Annotated in this window: 15 protein-coding genes and 1 pseudogene; 9 read left to right on the top strand and 7 right to left on the bottom strand. The window is 39.3% G+C overall.

Annotated features, from left to right (window positions below; genetic code table 11):
- Positions 1-20: 20 nt before the first annotated feature.
- Both CZ225_RS13240 and CZ225_RS13245 read right to left on the bottom strand, forming a co-directional pair.
- Positions 21-842: pseudogene (locus CZ225_RS13240) on the bottom strand (oxaloacetate decarboxylase); the annotation flags it as partial.
- A gap of 257 nt (positions 843-1,099) precedes the next feature.
- On the bottom strand, positions 1,100-1,603 hold the full coding sequence (locus CZ225_RS13245) for an RNA polymerase sigma factor (protein ID WP_025075748.1): 504 nt from the start codon (positions 1,601-1,603) through the stop codon (positions 1,100-1,102).
- 240 nt (positions 1,604-1,843) lie between these two features.
- Between CZ225_RS13245 and CZ225_RS13250 the strand changes: the two genes are divergently transcribed.
- Positions 1,844-2,404 carry a LemA family protein gene (locus tag CZ225_RS13250; RefSeq protein ID WP_077154431.1) on the top strand — a complete coding sequence of 187 codons (561 nt, stop codon included), beginning with the start codon at positions 1,844-1,846 and terminating at the stop codon, positions 2,402-2,404.
- 36 nt (positions 2,405-2,440) lie between these two features.
- On the top strand, positions 2,441-3,403 hold the full coding sequence (locus tag CZ225_RS13255) for a M48 family metallopeptidase (protein WP_077154432.1): 963 nt from the start codon (positions 2,441-2,443) through the stop codon (positions 3,401-3,403).
- A gap of 195 nt (positions 3,404-3,598) precedes the next feature.
- Here the strand turns inward: CZ225_RS13255 and CZ225_RS13260 are convergent, their stop codons facing one another.
- A complete protein-coding gene (locus CZ225_RS13260) occupies positions 3,599-4,858 on the bottom strand; it encodes an ISAs1 family transposase (RefSeq protein WP_234982984.1) in 1,260 nt (419 codons plus the stop codon).
- A gap of 246 nt (positions 4,859-5,104) precedes the next feature.
- On the opposite strand from CZ225_RS13260, the gene CZ225_RS13265 reads away from it, so the two are divergent.
- A complete protein-coding gene (locus CZ225_RS13265; RefSeq protein ID WP_077154433.1) occupies positions 5,105-5,602 on the top strand; it encodes a DUF4251 domain-containing protein in 498 nt (165 codons plus the stop codon).
- A gap of 123 nt (positions 5,603-5,725) precedes the next feature.
- Here the strand turns inward: CZ225_RS13265 and CZ225_RS13270 are convergent, their stop codons facing one another.
- On the bottom strand, positions 5,726-6,358 hold the full coding sequence (locus CZ225_RS13270) for a trimeric intracellular cation channel family protein (RefSeq protein ID WP_077155830.1): 633 nt from the start codon (positions 6,356-6,358) through the stop codon (positions 5,726-5,728).
- An 83-nt stretch (positions 6,359-6,441) separates the two neighbouring features.
- Here CZ225_RS13270 and CZ225_RS13275 point away from each other — a divergent pair, with 83 nt between their 5' ends.
- The 4 genes from CZ225_RS13275 to CZ225_RS13290 all read left to right on the top strand — a co-directional run bounded on the left by CZ225_RS13275 (position 6,442) and on the right by CZ225_RS13290 (position 12,694).
- Positions 6,442-7,527, top strand: a complete 1,086-nt coding sequence (locus CZ225_RS13275; RefSeq protein WP_077154434.1) for a UDP-N-acetyl glucosamine 2-epimerase — start codon at positions 6,442-6,444, stop codon at positions 7,525-7,527.
- A 330-nt stretch (positions 7,528-7,857) separates the two neighbouring features.
- Entirely contained in the window at positions 7,858-10,434 is a 2,577-nt protein-coding gene (locus CZ225_RS13280; RefSeq protein ID WP_077154435.1) for a DUF5686 and carboxypeptidase-like regulatory domain-containing protein, read from the top strand.
- Between the two features lie 5 nt (positions 10,435-10,439).
- Positions 10,440-11,711 (top strand): replication-associated recombination protein A, encoded by a 1,272-nt coding sequence (locus CZ225_RS13285; protein WP_077154436.1) that lies wholly within the window; start codon positions 10,440-10,442, stop codon positions 11,709-11,711.
- 26 nt (positions 11,712-11,737) lie between these two features.
- Positions 11,738-12,694 (top strand): D-2-hydroxyacid dehydrogenase, encoded by a 957-nt coding sequence (locus tag CZ225_RS13290; RefSeq protein ID WP_077154437.1) that lies wholly within the window; start codon positions 11,738-11,740, stop codon positions 12,692-12,694.
- Between the two features lie 170 nt (positions 12,695-12,864).
- On the opposite strand, the gene cydB is transcribed toward CZ225_RS13290, so the two are convergent.
- The 3 genes from cydB to CZ225_RS13305 are packed head-to-tail and all read right to left on the bottom strand — an operon-like array spanning position 12,865 to position 15,845.
- Positions 12,865-14,007, bottom strand: a complete 1,143-nt coding sequence (gene cydB / locus CZ225_RS13295) for a cytochrome d ubiquinol oxidase subunit II (RefSeq protein WP_077154438.1) — start codon at positions 14,005-14,007, stop codon at positions 12,865-12,867.
- A gap of 24 nt (positions 14,008-14,031) precedes the next feature.
- Positions 14,032-15,588 carry a cytochrome ubiquinol oxidase subunit I gene (locus tag CZ225_RS13300; RefSeq protein WP_077154439.1) on the bottom strand — a complete coding sequence of 519 codons (1,557 nt, stop codon included), beginning with the start codon at positions 15,586-15,588 and terminating at the stop codon, positions 14,032-14,034.
- A gap of 20 nt (positions 15,589-15,608) precedes the next feature.
- Positions 15,609-15,845 carry a DUF4492 domain-containing protein gene (locus CZ225_RS13305; protein ID WP_077154440.1) on the bottom strand — a complete coding sequence of 79 codons (237 nt, stop codon included), beginning with the start codon at positions 15,843-15,845 and terminating at the stop codon, positions 15,609-15,611.
- 224 nt (positions 15,846-16,069) lie between these two features.
- On the opposite strand from CZ225_RS13305, the gene CZ225_RS13310 reads away from it, so the two are divergent.
- Both CZ225_RS13310 and CZ225_RS13315 read left to right on the top strand, forming a co-directional pair.
- Positions 16,070-17,461, top strand: a complete 1,392-nt coding sequence (locus CZ225_RS13310) for a TolC family protein (protein ID WP_077154441.1) — start codon at positions 16,070-16,072, stop codon at positions 17,459-17,461.
- Between the two features lie 23 nt (positions 17,462-17,484).
- Entirely contained in the window at positions 17,485-18,708 is a 1,224-nt protein-coding gene (locus CZ225_RS13315; RefSeq protein ID WP_077154442.1) for an efflux RND transporter periplasmic adaptor subunit, read from the top strand.
- The last annotated feature ends 24 nt before the right edge of the window (positions 18,709-18,732 follow it).

Genomic DNA, 18,732 nt, shown 5'->3' on the forward strand with positions numbered 1-18,732 from the left:
TGTGCCATGACTACATCAATCTATGATTTACCGTTTGCACAAACTTCAATGATACGTCCACTAAAATTTGCCATCACACAATCACAAGTATTCCATGGAGTGGCAATATAACAAAATACATCATTCGGCTCGTACTTATGTCCTACTTCAAGTGGCATAGAAGGTGATTCGACATCTATTTCCCAGATAATACGTCCTTTTTCCATAGCAGAGATAGGCTCTACCTTAGCACGTTTTAGTCGTTTCACCTCTTCCTCAGAAAAACCTTGTTTAGCAAGAGTAACATCTTTGGCACGTTGCAAATCAGTCTCGAAACATTTTTTGGCAATCCCCGATTTATAATCACGATATTGGCGATCATGCATGACCAGTTCAAACAATTCCTCATCGTCCTGTCCGAACTCCCATCCGTTCTCTATCATCTCCTTGCGATATTCTTCTAACTGATCCGGATAATTCTTCTGTGGATCTTCATCTGTAAATTCATACCCTTTTTCTTTAGCCAAAGCAATTATTTCGGGAGCAAGACTTCCCGGAAGACGTCCACTATTACCCAATATCATATCCCAAGTATGATTATCGATCATCGCCCAACGTCCCTCCCCTTTAATCAAGGACATCACATTCATCAAAGCTACATTTTTCACATACTGGCTGAAAGGAGTTACCAATGGAGGATAACCAAGTTTTGGCCAAACATACTCAACTTCATCAAACAACATCACTAATAAATCATCAATACTCAATTCCGGTTCATTCTTACTTTTCAATATCATGTTAATACCGGAATGTACTCCTTTCAAATCCGCCATCATGGAGCCCATCATACCACCGGGTAATCCACGATTGCCACATGTCCCGATAAACGAGACTAAACTTAATTTCTTTTTTCATTGCTTTTAATTAGATGAGATTCATTTATTTAGGCTAACTAGTTATTACAAGCACACTAAGTCATTTAACATTATGACAAATAAGAAACAATAAAGTTTGACCAATAAACACATTTAATAACATATTGCTATAAAATCAAAGGAGCAAGCGAAGATATATTCCGTTGCTCCTTACAAGAACTAAGTTCTAAAAATGTTATCCTCTATTAAACAAAATCTTTCAATTCCTGTTGCAAACGTTGGCGAGTAAAGAAGATACGGCTCTTCACTGTTCCAAGAGGCAGATCCAGCTTTTCAGCAATCTCCCGGTATTTAAAACCGGAAACGTGCATGGAGAAAGGGACTTTATATTCTTTCGGCAACGCATTGACAATACGGTGCATCTCTTTCAAGTCATAAGCACCTTCTGTACTCTCAAATCCTGAGTCTTGAGGAAGATTCAAATGATATAAGTTATCGGTTTGGTCTACATAAGTCTGATCCCGTACTATCTTACGGTAATTATTAATAAATATGTTGCGCATGATGGTATACATCCATCCTTTAAAATTAGTATCCGGGACATATTTTTCCTCATTATCTAATGCTTTTAATGATGTTTCTTGCAATAAATCGTTTGCTTCCTCACGATTAGCCGTTAATTTATATGCAAAACGAAGCAATTCTTCCTGAACTCCAATTAAATCTTTTCTGAAACTTAAACTTTTCATACTCTAAAGGTTTTTGGTTAATATTTCGTTTCTTTCTCAATGGTTGCAAGTTTAAAGGTATTTTCAGAGTCTAACAGGGGAGGAATCAACATTTCATAGGGGGTAAAACTGTCAATTGATAGAATTTAGGTGGTTTTTGATAGTTTTTGGGTGGTTATTAATGTTTTTTATTTGCCTCTTTTTGGTAAAAAAGACCAAATAGCCTACTTTTGATAAATAAATTAAATTAATTAATAGACTATGGCTACACTTATTATTGTTGGAGTAATCGTACTACTGGGAATCATTTTTGCTTCCATGTACAACTCTTTAGTGAAATTGAAAAACAATCGCGAAAATGCTTTCGCAGACATTGATGTACAGTTAAAACAGCGTCATGATCTTATCCCGCAACTAGTAGAAACAGTAAAAGGATATGCCTCACATGAAAAGGAAACGCTCGATCGTGTGATTCAAGCAAGAAACGGTGCAGTAAATGCTAAATCAATTGATGAAAAAATAAACGCAGAGAATCAACTATCATCAGCATTATCAGGACTGAAAATTACTTTAGAAGCCTATCCCGACCTGAAAGCAAATCAAAACTTCCTGCAACTGCAAGAAGAAGTTTCCGATGTAGAGAACAAATTGGCTGCCGTACGCCGTTATTTCAACTCTGCGACAAAAGAATATAATAATGCTGTCCAGACATTCCCTTCCAATCTTATTGCAGGAATGTGTGGTTTCCGTAAGGAAATCATGTTCGATCTAGGACAAAACGAACGTGCAAACCTGGAGCAAGCACCCAAAATTAGTTTCTAACACCGTCATTTACCCAACCACAAAACTCGAACATTTATGCAATACGTCGGGATCCAAACGCAACAGAGCCGGAATAACCGCCGTTCTGCGATTCTGCTACTATTATTTCCATGTCTAGTAACAATGCTCCTTTATCTGTCTTGTTATTTAATAATCGTTTTCGGATATGGGACAAATATGGAAAGCGAATTATTGCCAATGGTCAATCAGTTATTCATTTCAGCCTTTCCTTATACTATAGGGATTGTACTGGTCTGGTTTCTGATTGCTTATTGGGCTAATACAAGTATCATCAATACTGCGACCGGCTCCAAGCCGCTAGACCGCAAGGAGAATAAGCATATCTACAATTTAGTAGAAAATCTTTGTATGTCGCAAGGCATGAAGATGCCTAAAATCAATATAATTTATGATAATTCTCTGAATGCTTTTGCCAGTGGTATCAACGAACGGACTTATACTATTACTCTTTCACAAGGCATCATCCAGAAACTAAAAGATGATGAACTGGAAGCCGTTATAGCCCATGAACTAAGTCATATTCGCAATCATGACGTTCGCCTGTTAATCATATCTATTGTATTCGTTGGTATCTTTTCTATGCTGACACAGATCACCCTTTATACTATCACACACGTTCGTATACGCAGTAATAATAAAGGTGGAGCAGGAATCATTCTCTTTATACTTATTACTTTAATAGTGGCTACCATCGGTTTCTTTTTTGCAAGCTTGATGCGTTTTGCTATTTCACGCAAACGCGAATATATGGCTGATGCAGGATCTGCAGAAATGACAAAGAATCCATTGGCTCTGGCAAGTGCTTTACGCAAAATATCGGCAGATCCGAATATAGAAGCTGTAAAACGTGAAGATGTGGCGCAACTATTTATTCAACATCCCGGAAAACAAGCCAAAAGTTCTTTCATAGGATTGAGCGGACTGTTTGCTACACATCCTCCTATTGAGAAAAGAATCGCTATTCTAGAACAATTCTAAAAACAAATAGGAAAATCAGGAAATTAACACCAATCCTTGCTTATTTTGTGATTAATAAGCATGGATTGGTGCACGGCTTTTTCATTTAAGTTTTGATTTAGGGGTACAATCCCCCTACCCATGCCAGTGCGGCATGGGCGGGTATCCCGTTGTTGGTAATCAATGCGTTACGAATATGTCAAATCTGAATTTTTCTCATTTTTGAGCCAAAAAATGCAACACGTTAGTGAAGCTTACCGATAGTTCCCTTATTATCTCAGCTGTACCCTTTTGCTTATCTGATATTTTTTTCCTTCTGTTCTTCCAAACGGCAATCAATGCCAACACCATCCTTTGAATTGTGTCCAGATTCCTGGCCGCCCGTTCAGCCTTACGCTTTATGCTGTCCTGCCGGAGATTGCGGTCAAGATCCCAGTGCATGCTTTCAATAGCCCAATGCTGTTTGGTTATCTGACTAAGCCGCTCTGCACTGCTATCCAGGCTTGAAATGTAGAGTCGCTGTTCAGATGTACTCCTGCCATCGGACTTTTTTTCGGTAGATGTGACTATTTCTATAACTGTCAAATTGCCATTCCATTTTTCCCTGTCCACAATAAGTTCTTCCCCACGGTATATACGGCATATCCTTGACTCAATCCTGCCGTGTTCCAAGTATGGACCTTCCTTGTAGACATCAGTCGGGGTGGCGGTCTTTATAGAATCTTCAAGTCCATAGCGCAAAGATCTTTGATTCGCCTTGAGTTCGATCACGAAGTCTGCTCCTTTATCTCTAATCTTGTCTATTATTACCTTTTGGAATGACATGGCGTCTGCTGTGACTACACATCCTGACACGTCTAGTTTGTCCAATAACCGGGGCACGGATTTGATTTCATTACTTTTCTCCTTGCAAATATCAGTAGCCAAAGTAAGGCCCGAACCAAGTGAGTAGGCAGAGACGATATCAGGGTTACGTCCGTTGTCGTACAAGGTACCCCGCATGGCCTTGCCATCAATACAAATGATATCAGTTGCCGTAGTGGATATTTCCTTGCGGAAAACATCTGCAAAAGCAGACATGCGCTCAGCCATCTTTTCATCGTCTATGCTTTGAAACACACGGCAAAGCGTAGCTGCTGAGGGTAGCCCATACGGGAATAGCCCTTTCCCCTGCAGGCGTTTTAAGTGATGTTTGCCAAATTGAAGTATTTCAGCCCTGGTAATACACTTGCTGAGTCTCCCCAATATGACAAGCATGAGTATGTCTTCAAGTTTGTGCTTGAAGTTTCCCCTGCTTGTTCTGCGGTATTCAGGGACTGAGGATACAAATTTTCTCAAATGAGTCAGGATGCTGCCACGAAGACAGTCAAGGTGTTTCTTCTTTAGTAGTATTATGCGTAAAAAGTTGTATATCAGGGAAATAAATCGTATTTTTGCTGTCGCAAAAACAAAGGCGGAAGACAATAGAAACATCATACCACTATTGAATTCCGCCTATAAAAAAATAAAAATGAACGATAAGAAGAAACACCTAAGGCGGTGCTTCAGCATCGCTGCGCACGAATATAAGGATTTTTATTACAACAACAAGCGATGAACAATATTTCTTAAATGAAAAAGCCGTGTGGATTGGTGTTTAATTTTCATTAAAGATAGCATAAGTCATCTGATTTTTAGTATATTTGAATGTTATAATATATACTCACTAAAAATATAACTGATATGAAAACGAAAAAACAAATCTTGGTGTTATTACTAGCTATGCTAGTAGGAGCTCCTACCCTTTCGGCTCAAAGCAAGAAAGAAAAGCAGGAACAGAAAAAAGAAGCGGTTAAACAAGAAATCGTATCAGAGAACTACAAGATAGATGTCAATACCGCCATGCCTATGCGTGGACGTAATATTTCATTGTCATCTCCCTATTCATTAGAAATCAGGAATGATTCGGTTATCTCTCAATTACCTTATTATGGAAGAGCTTATAGTATTCCTTATGATGGTGGAAAAGGTTTAAACTTTAGTGCTCCACTTAAAGAATACACTATGAAAGTAGATAAGAAAGGTACTGCACGCATTAAGTTTACAGCACGTAGCCCGGAAGATTTATTCGATTATAATATTAGAATATTCAGTAACGGATCGGCTTCTATCGATGTCAGTATGCAGAATCGGCAATCTATCAGTTTTATGGGAGATTTAATAATGAAAGACAGTAAGTAATAACCAATCTGATCTTTTAAAGATGATGTCACTATCCTGTTAATATAATAACGCTATAAGCTAAGCATAGCGGCATTATGGTAGCAGGATAGCGTCATTATTATTAAGAGGAAGTCCACCATTTCACCCCTCTTCATTTTCATTCTCTTCATTTCCTTTCAGGATTGGCAGACAGATATGATATTTCACAGCTAAGATACGAGTCACGAAAACGGTTAATCCGCCTATCACTTGGCAACCGTATGAATGCATACCTATAATATCGCATATCCAATAGGCAATTCCACCGACCACACACGCCATAGCATAAATTTCTTTTCGGAAAATCAATGGTATTTCATTGATAAAGACATCTCTTATCACACCTCCGGCAGCACCCGTTATACTGCCCATAATAATTGCCACCCAAAACGGATAACCTAAAGCAAGACTTTTACCGACACCAACTACCGTGAATAAAGCCAGGCCGACAGTATCGAATATAAAAAATGTATTATTAAGCCGAATCAACGAACGCCCGAAGAAGATGACCCACAACAAAGCCAGAGCCGTACATATCAAATAAATAGGATTAGTCATCCAAGCAGGGGTGACATCCAGTAAGACATCACGTATAGTACCGCCTCCGATAGCTGTAGCAAGTCCCACTACATAAGCTCCAAACCAGTCGAAACGTTTTGCTGAAGCCAAACGGATACCACTAATTGCGAAGGCAAACGTGCCAATAAAATCAAGAATTTGAACGAATGTGGGCATATATTTGTTATTTTTGCATGCAAAGAAACGAATAAATTCCGTAAGAAGATGTATTTTTGCTTCTTGAATTAGATAGAAACGATATGAAAATAACAATTGTTGCCGGGGCTCGCCCCAATTTCATGAAAATAGCTCCTATTACGCGTGCTATCGAAGCTGCAAGGACGCGGGGTAAAAGTATTTCCTACCGTCTGGTCTACACAGGCAAAGAAGACGATACAAGTCTGGATGCTTCTCTATTTTCAGATCTGGATATGAAAGCACCTGATGTTTACTTAGGAGTAGAAAGCAGCAATCCCACCACGTTGGCAGCCGGAATTATGATCGCTTTCGAACAGGAACTGACTGAAAATCCGGCACACGTTGTTTTGGTAGTAGACGACCTGACAGCAACGATGAGTTGTGCCATTGTAGCCAAAAAACAAGGAATCAAAGTAGCACACCTTGTAGCCGGAACACGTTCATTCGACATGAAAATGCCGAAAGAAGTGAACCGTATGATTACGGACGGAGTATCGGATTATCTCTTTACTGCCGGAATGGTAGCCAACCGTAATCTCAATCAAACGGGAACAGAAAACGAAAATGTGTATTACGTAGGTAATATCCTGATTGACACCATACGATACAGCCGTAACCGTCTGCTCAAACCTATTTGGTTCTCTGTTTTAGGACTGGAAGAAGGAAATTATCTTTTGCTCACTCTCAACCGTCGTGCATTACTGAACAATCGAGAAACTTTGCGCTGCCTGCTGGAAACAATTATTAAGAAGTCGGAAGGCATGCCTATTGTAGCTCCCCTGCATACATACGTACGTAATGCTATTAAAGAACTTGGAATTGAAGCTCCTAACCTTCATATCATGCCGACACAGAATTATCTATTTTTCGGATATCTGATCAATAAAGCCAAAGGTATTATTTCGGATTCCGGTAACGTGGCGGAAGAGGCTACATTCCTGGGAATCCCCTGCATTACTCTCAACACCTTTGCCGAACATCCGGAAACATGGCGTATGGGAACCAACGAATTGGTGGGAGAAGATCCAACTGCACTCGCCCAAGCTCTGGACAAACTGATGAAAGGTGAATGGAAAAAGGGAGGATTGCCCGAACGCTGGGATGGACGTACAGCAGAACGCATCGTACAGATTTTAACAAATAAATAAGCGATGAGTTTCAAGGAACAAGACTAAGTGTTTCATGCCTTGAAACAACTAGTTTCATCCATTGAAACATTTAGTTTCATCCATTGAAACATTTAGTTTCATCCAATGAAACACTTAGTTTCACCCCATGAAACCAATAGTTCCACCCATATGAAACCAACAGTTTCAAACCATGAAACTAAAAGTTCCAAACCACGAAACAAAAAGAGACTATGGATCGTTCTATGATTATGCATGTAAAGAACAAAAAACGATGAGTAAAAAAAGTTATATAATCTGTTATACTTAGAGTTATTTGCTAACTTTGCGCCCCTACTACGTACGAACGTTATGAAACAACAATACAACAAAATAATTATGCTGCTCTTATTCATACTGGCAAATTCAAATACTTTTGCACAGCAGATAAAGGGAGTAGTTACGGACTCTATTACCAATGAGCCATTAATGTACATCTCGGTTTACTACCAAGATAAGAAAGACTTGGGTACTATCACGAACATCGACGGTGAATATAAGCTCGAAGCCCGAAAAAACGGCGGAACTCTTATATTCTCAGCTATCGGATACATCAGTAAGACAGTAAAAGTAGGTTCGGGTAACCAAACTGTCAACGTCAAATTATCAACGGATAATGTACTGATTGATGAGGTCGTAGTGAAACCCAAGAAGGATAAATACAGTCGTAAAAACAATCCGGCTGTCGATTTCATGAAAAAGGTAATCGAACACAAAAAGGCACAATCCTTGGAAGTGAACGACTACTATCAGTACGACAAGTACGAGAAAATGAAGATGTCTATCAATGATTTGACACCGGAAAAGCTGGAAAAAGGTATTTATAAGAAGTATTCTTTCTTGAAGGACCAAGTGGAAGTGTCGGAGACTACTAAGAAACTGATTCTTCCTATCTCCGTTCAGGAAACGGCTTCACAAACTATCTTCCGGAAGGATCCCCAGAACAAAAAGACTATTATTAAAGGAAAGAATTCTAATGGTATAGATGAGTTCTTCTCTACAGGTGATATGCTGGGAACAGTCCTGAAAGATGTATTTGCCGATATTAATATCTACGATGACGAAATCCGTCTTTTACAACAACGTTTCGTCAGTCCTATAGGCAATAATGCCATTTCTTTTTATAAGTTCTATCTCATGGATACGCTTGTGGTCAATAAGCGTGAATGCGTACATCTGACTTTCGTTCCGCAAAACTCACAGGATTTCGGTTTTACAGGACATCTTTATGTCCTGAATGATTCCACTTATGCAGTTCTGAAATGTACCATGAACCTTCCGAAAAAAACCGGAGTAAACTTTGTAAATCAGATGGATATCGTGCAACAATATGAACAGCTTCCCAATGGCAACTGGGTATTGGCGGATGACGACATGACGGTAGATCTTTCCTGGAATACCAATAAGACTGCCGGAGGATTACAGGTAGAACGAACAACGAAATACACTAATTACCTGTTTGATCCTATTGAGCCACGACTTTTCCGATTGAAAGGTGATGTAATAAAAGAAGCAGATATGCTCTCGAAAAGTGATGAATATTGGGCAGAAGTCCGGCAAGTACCACTGACGAAGAAAGAGAGTAATATGGATATCTTCGTAAATCGCCTGGAGCAGATCCCGGGATTCAAATATATTATATTCGGAGCAAAAGCACTGATCGAGAACTTTGTAGAGACAGGAACCAAAGAACATCCGAGTAAAATTGATATCGGTCCTATCAATACAATGATTTCAAGTAATTATATTGATGGAACCCGTTTCCGCTTAAGTGGCATGACAACAGCTCATTTCGATAAACATTGGTTCCTCAATGGCTATGGAGCGTATGGTCTGAAAGATGAGCGTTGGAAATATAGTGGGACTCTGACTTATTCCTTCAACAAGCGTGATTATGTAGTATGGGAATTCCCGAAACATTATATATCAGCGACTTATAGTTATGATGTGATGTCACCGATGGATAAATTCCTGTTTACGGATAAAGATAATATCTTCCTTTCTCTGAAAACGACAACGGTGGATCAAATGTCTTACATGCGTGATGCTACTATCAATTACGAACTGGAAACTCAAGCAGGATTTGGTGTAAAAGCAATGCTTCGCCATCGTAACGATGAACCTTGCGGAAAACTGGAATATTTGCGTAATGATGCAGCACAAACGCGTGTACATGATATTACAACTTCTGAAGCCAGCCTTACATTACGATATGCTCCGGGAGAGTCTTTTGTTAATTCAAAGCAACGCCGGGTGCCTGTTTCGCTAGATGCTCCCATCTTTACATTGACTCACGCAATGGGATTCAAAGGGATATTGGGGGGAGAATACAATTTCAACCGTACAGAAGCAAGTATCTGGAAACGTTTCTGGCTTCCTTCATCCTGGGGTAAAATTGACTGTAGCGTGAAAGCTGGTGCAGAATGGAATGTAGTGCCTTTCCCATTGCTGATTTTACCGGAAGCTAACTTATCTTACATCACCCAGCGCGAAACATTCTGTTTGATCAATAATATGGAATTCCTCAATGACCGTTTTGCTTCCATGTCCGTTTCTTATGACATGAATGGAAAACTGTTTAATCGTATTCCTCTGATCAAGAATCTGAAATGGAGGGAAATGTTCCGTGTACGTGCTTTGTGGGGATCATTGACCGATAAAAACAATCCATTCAAGAGTAGTAATCCGGAGCTATTCCGTTTTCCTACCCGCGATGGTAAATTTACCAGTTTTGTAATGGATCCTAAAGTGCCGTACATTGAAGGTAGTGTCGGTATATACAATATATTCAAATTGCTGCACATCGAATATGTGCATCGTTTCACTTATCGTGATAATCCGGGTATTAATAAAAATGGTATCCGCTTCATGGTATTAATGGTATTCTAAGAATTATGCAACCTCTAGCAGAACGGTTACGACCTAAAACTTTAGATGAATATATCGGTCAGAAACACTTAGTGGGACCGGGTGCTATCTTGCGAAAAATGATTGATGCGGGACGTATCTCTTCTTTTATCCTTTGGGGACCTCCCGGAGTAGGAAAAACGACTTTGGCACAAATCATTGCCAATAAACTGGAGACTCCGTTTTATACTTTAAGTGCTGTAACTTCGGGTGTAAAAGATGTGCGCGAAGTGATAGATCGTGCCAAGAATAACCGTTTCTTTTCACAATCCAGCCCCATTATGTTTATCGATGAAATTCATCGGTTCAGTAAATCACAGCAGGATTCATTGTTGGGAGCCGTAGAACAGGGAACCATTACTTTGATTGGTGCTACAACTGAAAACCCTTCATTTGAAGTGATTCGTCCTCTCCTATCCCGTTGCCAACTTTACGTGCTCAAATCTTTAGAAAAAGAAGATTTGCTAGAATTGCTTCAACGAGCTATTACTACTGACGTAGTACTGAAGGAACGAAATATAGAATTGAAAGAAACTACAGCCATGTTACGTTTCTCCGGTGGAGATGCACGTAAATTATTAAACATTTTAGAATTGGTTGTAGATTCGGAAACAGAGGATAAGGTTGTCATTACTGATGAAATGGTAACTGAACGTCTACAACAAAATCCGTTGGCATATGATAAAGACGGAGAAATGCATTATGACATTATTTCCGCTTTCATCAAATCCATTCGGGGAAGTGATCCGGACGGAGCTATTTACTGGCTTGCACGTATGGTAGAAGGAGGTGAAGATCCAGCTTTTATTGCCCGTAGATTAGTGATTTCTGCTTCTGAAGATATAGGTCTTGCCAATCCCAATGCTTTGCTTTTGGCAAATGCTTGCTTTGATACACTAATGAAAATCGGTTGGCCCGAAGGAAGAATTCCTCTGGCAGAAACTACAATCTATTTAGCGACAAGCCCTAAAAGTAATTCTGCTTACAATGCAATCAATGATGCATTGGAATTGGTACGTTCTAGCGGCAACCTACCTGTGCCTTTACACCTCCGTAACGCTCCTACTAAGTTAATGAAACAGTTAGGTTACGGACAAGAATATAAATACGCTCATAATTACGAAGGGAATTTTGTAAATCAGCAGTTCTTACCTGATGAATTGAAAGATAAACGAATCTGGCAACCTCAGAATAATCCGGCCGAGCAGAAACATGCTGAACGAATGCAGCAATTGTGGGGAGAAAAGTTCAAGAAATAGGAATAGACAATTCAAAATATATATTTATGAAAATAGTAGTTTTAGACGGCTATGCCGCCAATCCAGGAGATCTATCTTGGGAAGGTTTGAAAGCTCTCGGAGAATGTACTATCTACGATCGTACTGCCCCCGAAGAAGTGCAAGAACGTGCTGCCGGTGCAGAAGTAATTCTAACCAACAAGGTTGTTATCAATAGCGATCTTATAGCTGCTCTACCCGAACTAAAATATATCGGTGTATTAGCAACCGGATATAATGTGGTAGACACTATTGCAGCTAAGGAACGTGGTATCACTGTGACAAATATCCCTGCATATAGCACTGCTTCCGTTGCACAGATGGTATTTGCCCATATCCTGAATATTGCATTGCATGTACAACATCATTCAGAAGAAGTTCGGAAAGGTCGTTGGACAAATAGTAAGGATTTTTGTTTCTGGGATACTCCATTAATAGAACTTAGAGAAAAGAAAATTGGCCTCATCGGATTGGGAAATACAGGATATACTACTGCGCGCGTTGCTATCGGCTTCGGCATGCAAGTGTATGCAGTAACTTCCAAATCACATTTCCAACTGCCACCAGAAATAAAAAAAACGGATATGGACCAGTTGTTCAGCGAATGTGATATTATCAGTTTACATTGCCCGCTGACTCCTGATACTCACGAGTTAGTAAATGCCCGCCGTCTGGCTACAATGAAACCATCGGCAATCCTGATCAATACTGGTCGCGGACCGCTAATTAACGAACAAGATCTTGCTGATGCGCTGAATAATGGCAAGATTTATGCAGCCGGAGTAGATGTACTTTCATCAGAGCCTCCTCGTGCTGATAATCCGTTACTTACAGCAAAGAACTGTTACATCACTCCGCATATCGCATGGGCTACTTCAGAGGCACGCGAACGGTTGATGAATATCGCAATCAGCAATTTACAAGCATTTATTGCCGGAACTCCGGAAAATGTAGTGAATAAATAAGGGAGTTGCATACTTTAAAATAATGTAAGACTACTCCATTCTGAAATACCCCCTAAAAGTAGAACAAAACTTTTAGAGATTCTATTAACAGAATGAAGTAGTCTTATTTTTAGTCACTCCAATGCCCTTATAAATATTCTAAAACCTAACAAGTATGTTTAAATTCTATTTCAATAGGCATGTCCACCTTCATCCATTTCTTTCTCTGTGATCTTCTTGTTGTCAGTACTCCGCCATGCATAGAAAATATATGCAATCACAAATGGAACAAGAATAGAAACCCATGCCATTGTTTCCAACGTATACATACTGGAACAACTATTGGCTAACGTCAAAGAACTTTGCAAATCCGTAGTAGATGGGTAATAGGCTGTATTATTATATCCTGCTACTAATAGCAAAGCCAATACAGTCAATACAGTTCCAATTCCTGTAAACCAAATACCTTTGTCAAAAGTCTTTTTAAGAACAGTCTTTCCTATTCCAAAAAGTACTAATATAACTCCAACTAGAAACAGTCCCAAAACAACAGGCATCTCTATGAAGTTGGTAAAATACTTAAATGGCTGCATATAAATCTCTTGAGTATCGGGGTTTACAGCAAAGCCATCTGATACTAATGTACGAATTACAAATGCTAAGAAAAATACTAGAAACAATATTGTATTGTTCAATACCGCCCGGCGACACTTTGTGTTTAATTCTTTATCGCTAATATTATTAATAAAATACAAAGCTCCTAACACACGTGCTAAAAAGAACACAGCCAATCCCAAAATCACATTCCAAATATTTGTCAGCGCATCTAATCCATGCCAACCATTTCCCCAGTGACTGATAACCGGCATAATCGTATCCGTAATATTTGATTTATTTACATAAAAATCCGAACCGGTAAAGAAGGTAGCAACTGCTCCACCTAACAACAACGGACCTACTACTCCATTAATTACCAGAAAAGTCTGATAAGTCTTTTTACCTAACAAGTTTCCTGCTTTACTTTGGAATTCATAGCTAACTGCCTGCAAAACAAAGCTAAATAGAATAATCATCCATAGCCAATAAGCACCTCCGAAACTAGTACTATAGAACAATGGGAAAGATGCAAAGAAAGCACCTCCGAATGTTACTAGTGTAGTAAATGTAAATTCCCATTTACGTCCTGTAGAATTCACCATCATTTTGCGATGTTCTTCTGTCTTACCAAGGCAAAACAACAATGAATTTCCTCCTTGCACAAATAACAAAAATACGAGTATGGCTCCAAGCAAGGATACAATCAGCCACCAATATTGTTGAAGAAGTATATACATGAGTTATTAGTTTTAAGTTTCATATTATTTGTTTAATCCCTCCGGTCCCTTCTTAATAGCCCGCAACATTATTCCGATACCGGCTATCAGCATGACTGTAAATAAAAGTAAGAAAATAAAGAATGTAATCTGTACGGAACTTACATCCAATTTTGAAATAGCGACCGTTGTAGGAAGTAAGTCGCGAATAGCCCATGGCTGACGACCACATTCGGCTACTACCCAACCTGCTTGTCCGGCAATATATCCCAAAGGAATAGTCAATAAGGCAATCCAATGTATCCAACGCATTTTACTCAGGTCTTTCTTATATGCAAGGTAAAGCACAACAATAAAGAACAGGATAAAATAACCACCCAATATTACCATCACGCGAAAAGCATAGAAATTCAAAGGTACGTTAGGAACCAGCTCATTTACATCTTTAATATATCCGTAACCAAAATAAGGCATATTCTCTTTCAATACTGCATGTGCAACTTCTGCATCCTTTTCATTCCCAGCCTTCTTTGCAGCTTTAAATGCTTTCAATGCACCAATAGCTGTTTTTCCACGATCAATCTTCTCCTGTGCCGAAAGCGCAGTTGAACCATCCTTTAACTGATAACCTCCTTCAATGATATTTGTAATTCCGGGAACGTATGCATTCGCATCCCGTTCAGCCAAAAATGAAAGGAAGCTTGGAATTTCTATTCGGAATAGGAAAGGTTCTTTCCCATCATCATATGTTTTCTTCTCAGGATTTAATGCTCCAATAGCTACCAAACCGACATTATTACCTCCTTCATACAAACCTTCTACAGCGGCCAACTTCATTGGTTGGGTCTGCGCTATTTGATATCCGGAACCATCACCTGTCCATGCAGAAAGCAAGGAAGCTACTAATCCAAAGATTGCACCAATCTTAATACTGGCAAGTGCAAATTCACGATTGCGTTTCTTAAGTAAATACCAACAACCGATACCCACTACAAAAACTCCACCCAGTACCCAACCGGATAACACTGTATGAAAGAACTTATTGACAGCCACTGGAGAAGTTGCTACAGCCCAAAAATCAACCATCTCATTACGGGAAGTCTCCGGATTAAATTCCATCCCCACCGGATGTTGCATCCAAGCATTAGCAACAAGAATCCACCAAGCAGAAATAGTAGCACCTAAGCCAGTCAGCCAAGTAGAAGCTAAATGAAAACGTTTGCTAACCTTCTCCCATCCGAAAAACATAACAGCAATAAAGGTGGCTTCCATAAAGAATGCCAGAATACCTTCAATAGCAAGTGGTGCACCAAAAATATCCCCTACAAACCATGAATAATTACTCCAATTCGTACCAAACTCGAATTCCAGAATTAATCCGGTTGCCACACCAATAGCAAAGTTAATGCCAAACAGTTTCATCCAGAACTGGGCAGTACGTTTCCAAAACTCATTACCTGTCTTATAATACAACGTCTCCATTATTCCCATCACCACTGCTAGTCCAAGGGTGAGTGGAACGAAAATCCAATGGTACATAGCTGTCATTGCAAACTGGGCTCTCGACCAATCGATCAGCGAGGTGTCAATACTTTCAATCATAATCTTATCGGATTTTAAGTTTAATAATCAGTAGTTTTCTCTGGGAGTGCACGTTGAATTAATTCATTTCCCACATAATCAGCTTTATCTGCATCCGTAGGATAATCGCCGAGAAAATCAGAGAAAAAGAAGAATTTAAGTATAAAGAACATAACAAATAGTTTCACCAGAATAATAAGCCAAAGTGTACGACCTAAGGTCATACTACGGAAACCATCAAGATAAAAGTTCCAGACTCCAAGTAGTGCATTCTTCATAATCGGATACTTAGGATTTGTAATTAGTACAAATATACAATTTTTATAATTAAAACAAACAAGTAGGCTAAAATGTTGAGTGATTTATACACTTTTTCCTATAATACCTTCCTATCGACACAAAAAAATCATTTAACGGGGAAATATCGACATTTGTCTATCGTTTTTGCACCTAATATTAGATGTACGTACCTTCGCATCAGTAAAATCAATAGCAACAAAATATGATAAACGTAAAAAGATTGGCAGTGATAGCAGTTCTGGGAACGGGTATACTGACAGGCATATCCGCCCAGAATTCTTCTGTGCAAACTGATACCCAAAACGAAGTGGCAACCCCAGCTCAATGGGATTTGCAATCGTGTATCGATTATGCTTTGCAGCAGAATATTACTATTCGTAAGAATCGGGTTAATGCGGAAAGTACGCAGATTGATGTCAAGACAGCAAAAGCTGCTCTGTTTCCCAGCTTGTCGTTTTCTACTGGTCAAAATATGGTAAATCGTCCATATCAGGAATCAAGTAACACTGTTAGTGGAAGCGAGATCATCAGAAGTACAAGCAAAACCAGCTATAATGGTAACTATGGTTTGAACGCTTCTTGGACTATTTACAATGGCAACAAACGACTTAATACCATTAAACAGGAAAAACTGAATAATCAGGTAGCCGGACTTGAAGTAGCGACTTCGGAAAACAGTATTCAGGAATCTATTGCACAGACTTATATACAAATTCTTTATGCAGCAGAGTCTGTGAAAGTAAATGAAAATACATTGCAAGTCTCTATTGCACAACGCGACCGCGGACAAGAACTTTTAAATGCAGGAAGTATTGCTAAAAGTGATTTTGCTCAATTGGAAGCACAAGTAAGCACAGATCGTTATCAACTCGTTACAGCGCAAGCCACTTTACAGGACTACAAATTACAACTAAAACAATTGCTCGAACTAGATGGGGAGAATGAAATGAATATCTATCTTCCCTCCTTGTCCGACAACAGCGTGCTTTCTCCGCTACCGACTAAAAAAGATGTTTATGCCAACGCTCTCGCAATCCGCCCGGAAATTGAAGCAAGTAAACTGAATGTAGAAGCATCTGAATTGGGTATCGATATTGCTAAAGCAGGTTACCTCCCTAGCGTTAGTCTTAGTGCAGGAATTGGAACGAATCATACAAGTGGTAGTGACTTCACTTTTGGTGAACAGATGAAAAACGGATGGAATAATTCGATCGGATTATCCGTTAGTGTACCTATCTTTAATAATCGCCAGACAAAGAGTGCTGTACAAAAAGCCGTATTGCAACGTGAAACAAGTATGCTATCTTTACTTGACGAGCAAAAGGCTCTCTATAAAACGATCGAAGGTCTCTGGCTAGATGCCAATAGTGCACAACAACGTTATATAGCAGCTAATGAGAAACTAAAAAGTACTCAGATCAGCTACGATTTAATTAGTGAACAATTCGATATGGGTATGAAAAATACCGTCGAGCTCCTCACAGAAAAGAATAATTTGTTGCAAGCACAACAAGAGCAACTTCAGGCTAAATATATGGCAATATTAAATGCACAATTGCTGAAGTTCTATCAGGGAGATAAATTAGCATTATAAATAAGTAAAAACATAGAAAAAGAATGAAAACAAAAAAGATTATCCTAATCGCTGTGGCAGTCGTCGTGGTAGTGGGTGGAGGAATCTGGTTCTTTACTGGTTCTCCTGCTAAACACAAAGTCACTTATGCAACTGCTAATGTCAGCAAAGGCGACATCTCCAATTCAGTGACTGCTACAGGCACCATTGAACCGGTGACAGAAGTAGAAGTCGGTACGCAAGTATCTGGTATCATCGATAAAATTTATGTAGATTATAATTCAGTAGTAACCAAGGGACAGTTAATTGCAGAAATGGACCGTATTACTTTGCAAAGTGAACTTGCCTCTCAAAAAGCTACTTATGATGGTGCAAAAGCTGAATATGAATATCAACAGAAAAATTATGAACGTAGCAAGGGATTGCACGATAAATCATTAATTAGTGATACTGACTTTGAACAAGCGTTATACAATTTTCAAAAAGCTAAAAGTTCTTATGATAGTAGCAAAGCTTCATTAGCAAAAGCTGAACGTAATTTGTCCTATGCAACCATTACTTCACCAATTGATGGCGTAGTTATTAGCCGTGACGTAGAAGAAGGACAAACGGTAGCTTCCGGATTTGAAACTCCCACCCTCTTTACCATTGCAGCCGATTTGACACAGATGCAAGTTGTGGCTGACATTGACGAAGCTGACATAGGTGGTATTGAAGAAGGTCAGCGCGCCAGCTTTACTGTAGATGCTTATCCGAATGATACGTTTAACGGAGTAGTAACACAGATACGTTTAGGTGATGCAAGCAGTTCTAGCAGCAACACTAGTTCTAGCAGCAGCACTGTCGTTACCTATGAAGTAGTAATTTCGGCTCCTAATCCTGATTTGAAATTGAAACCTCGTTTGACAGCCAATGTTACCATCTATATTCTAGATAAGAAAGATGTATTATCTGTTCCAAACAGAGCTTTACGTTTCACTCCGGAAGAACCGCTAATTGGCAAGAATGATATCGTAAATGACTGTGAAGGCGAACATAAATTATGGACTCGTGAAGGAAACACCTTTACTGCCCATCCAGTAGAAATAGGAATCAGTAATGGAATCTCAACAGAGATCATCAGTGGAATTGCTGAAGGTACTAATGTTGTGACAGAAGCTACTATCGGTGCTATGCCTGGAGAAGCCGTTACAGCTGAAACCGATCAGGAAAATACTGAGAAAAGTCCTTTCATGCCTAGCCATCCGGGAAGTAAGAAGAAAAAGTAAAAAGAAACTTTTCCTCAGCTCTCT

The organism is Bacteroides bouchesdurhonensis, assembly GCF_900155865.1.
GTDB lineage: Bacteria > Bacteroidota > Bacteroidia > Bacteroidales > Bacteroidaceae > Bacteroides > Bacteroides bouchesdurhonensis.

Excerpts from the sequence above, each read along its gene's own strand:
- CZ225_RS13290 (WP_077154437.1), top strand. The coding sequence starts at position 11,738 with ATGAAAATAGTAGTTTTAGACGGCTATGCCGCCAATCCAGGAGATCTA.
- CZ225_RS13260 (WP_234982984.1), bottom strand. The coding sequence starts at position 4,858 with ATGATGTTTCTATTGTCTTCCGCCTTTGTTTTTGCGACAGCAAAAATA.
- CZ225_RS13265 (WP_077154433.1), top strand. The coding sequence starts at position 5,105 with ATGAAAACGAAAAAACAAATCTTGGTGTTATTACTAGCTATGCTAGTA.
- cydB (WP_077154438.1), bottom strand. The coding sequence starts at position 14,007 with ATGTATATACTTCTTCAACAATATTGGTGGCTGATTGTATCCTTGCTT.
- CZ225_RS13315 (WP_077154442.1), top strand. The coding sequence starts at position 17,485 with ATGAAAACAAAAAAGATTATCCTAATCGCTGTGGCAGTCGTCGTGGTA.
- CZ225_RS13305 (WP_077154440.1), bottom strand. The coding sequence starts at position 15,845 with ATGAAGAATGCACTACTTGGAGTCTGGAACTTTTATCTTGATGGTTTC.
- CZ225_RS13245 (WP_025075748.1), bottom strand. The coding sequence starts at position 1,603 with ATGAAAAGTTTAAGTTTCAGAAAAGATTTAATTGGAGTTCAGGAAGAA.
- CZ225_RS13275 (WP_077154434.1), top strand. The coding sequence starts at position 6,442 with ATGAAAATAACAATTGTTGCCGGGGCTCGCCCCAATTTCATGAAAATA.
- CZ225_RS13270 (WP_077155830.1), bottom strand. The coding sequence starts at position 6,358 with ATGCCCACATTCGTTCAAATTCTTGATTTTATTGGCACGTTTGCCTTC.
- CZ225_RS13255 (WP_077154432.1), top strand. The coding sequence starts at position 2,441 with ATGCAATACGTCGGGATCCAAACGCAACAGAGCCGGAATAACCGCCGT.
- CZ225_RS13250 (WP_077154431.1), top strand. The coding sequence starts at position 1,844 with ATGGCTACACTTATTATTGTTGGAGTAATCGTACTACTGGGAATCATT.
- CZ225_RS13280 (WP_077154435.1), top strand. The coding sequence starts at position 7,858 with ATGAAACAACAATACAACAAAATAATTATGCTGCTCTTATTCATACTG.
- CZ225_RS13310 (WP_077154441.1), top strand. The coding sequence starts at position 16,070 with ATGATAAACGTAAAAAGATTGGCAGTGATAGCAGTTCTGGGAACGGGT.
- CZ225_RS13300 (WP_077154439.1), bottom strand. The coding sequence starts at position 15,588 with ATGATTGAAAGTATTGACACCTCGCTGATCGATTGGTCGAGAGCCCAG.
- CZ225_RS13285 (WP_077154436.1), top strand. The coding sequence starts at position 10,440 with ATGCAACCTCTAGCAGAACGGTTACGACCTAAAACTTTAGATGAATAT.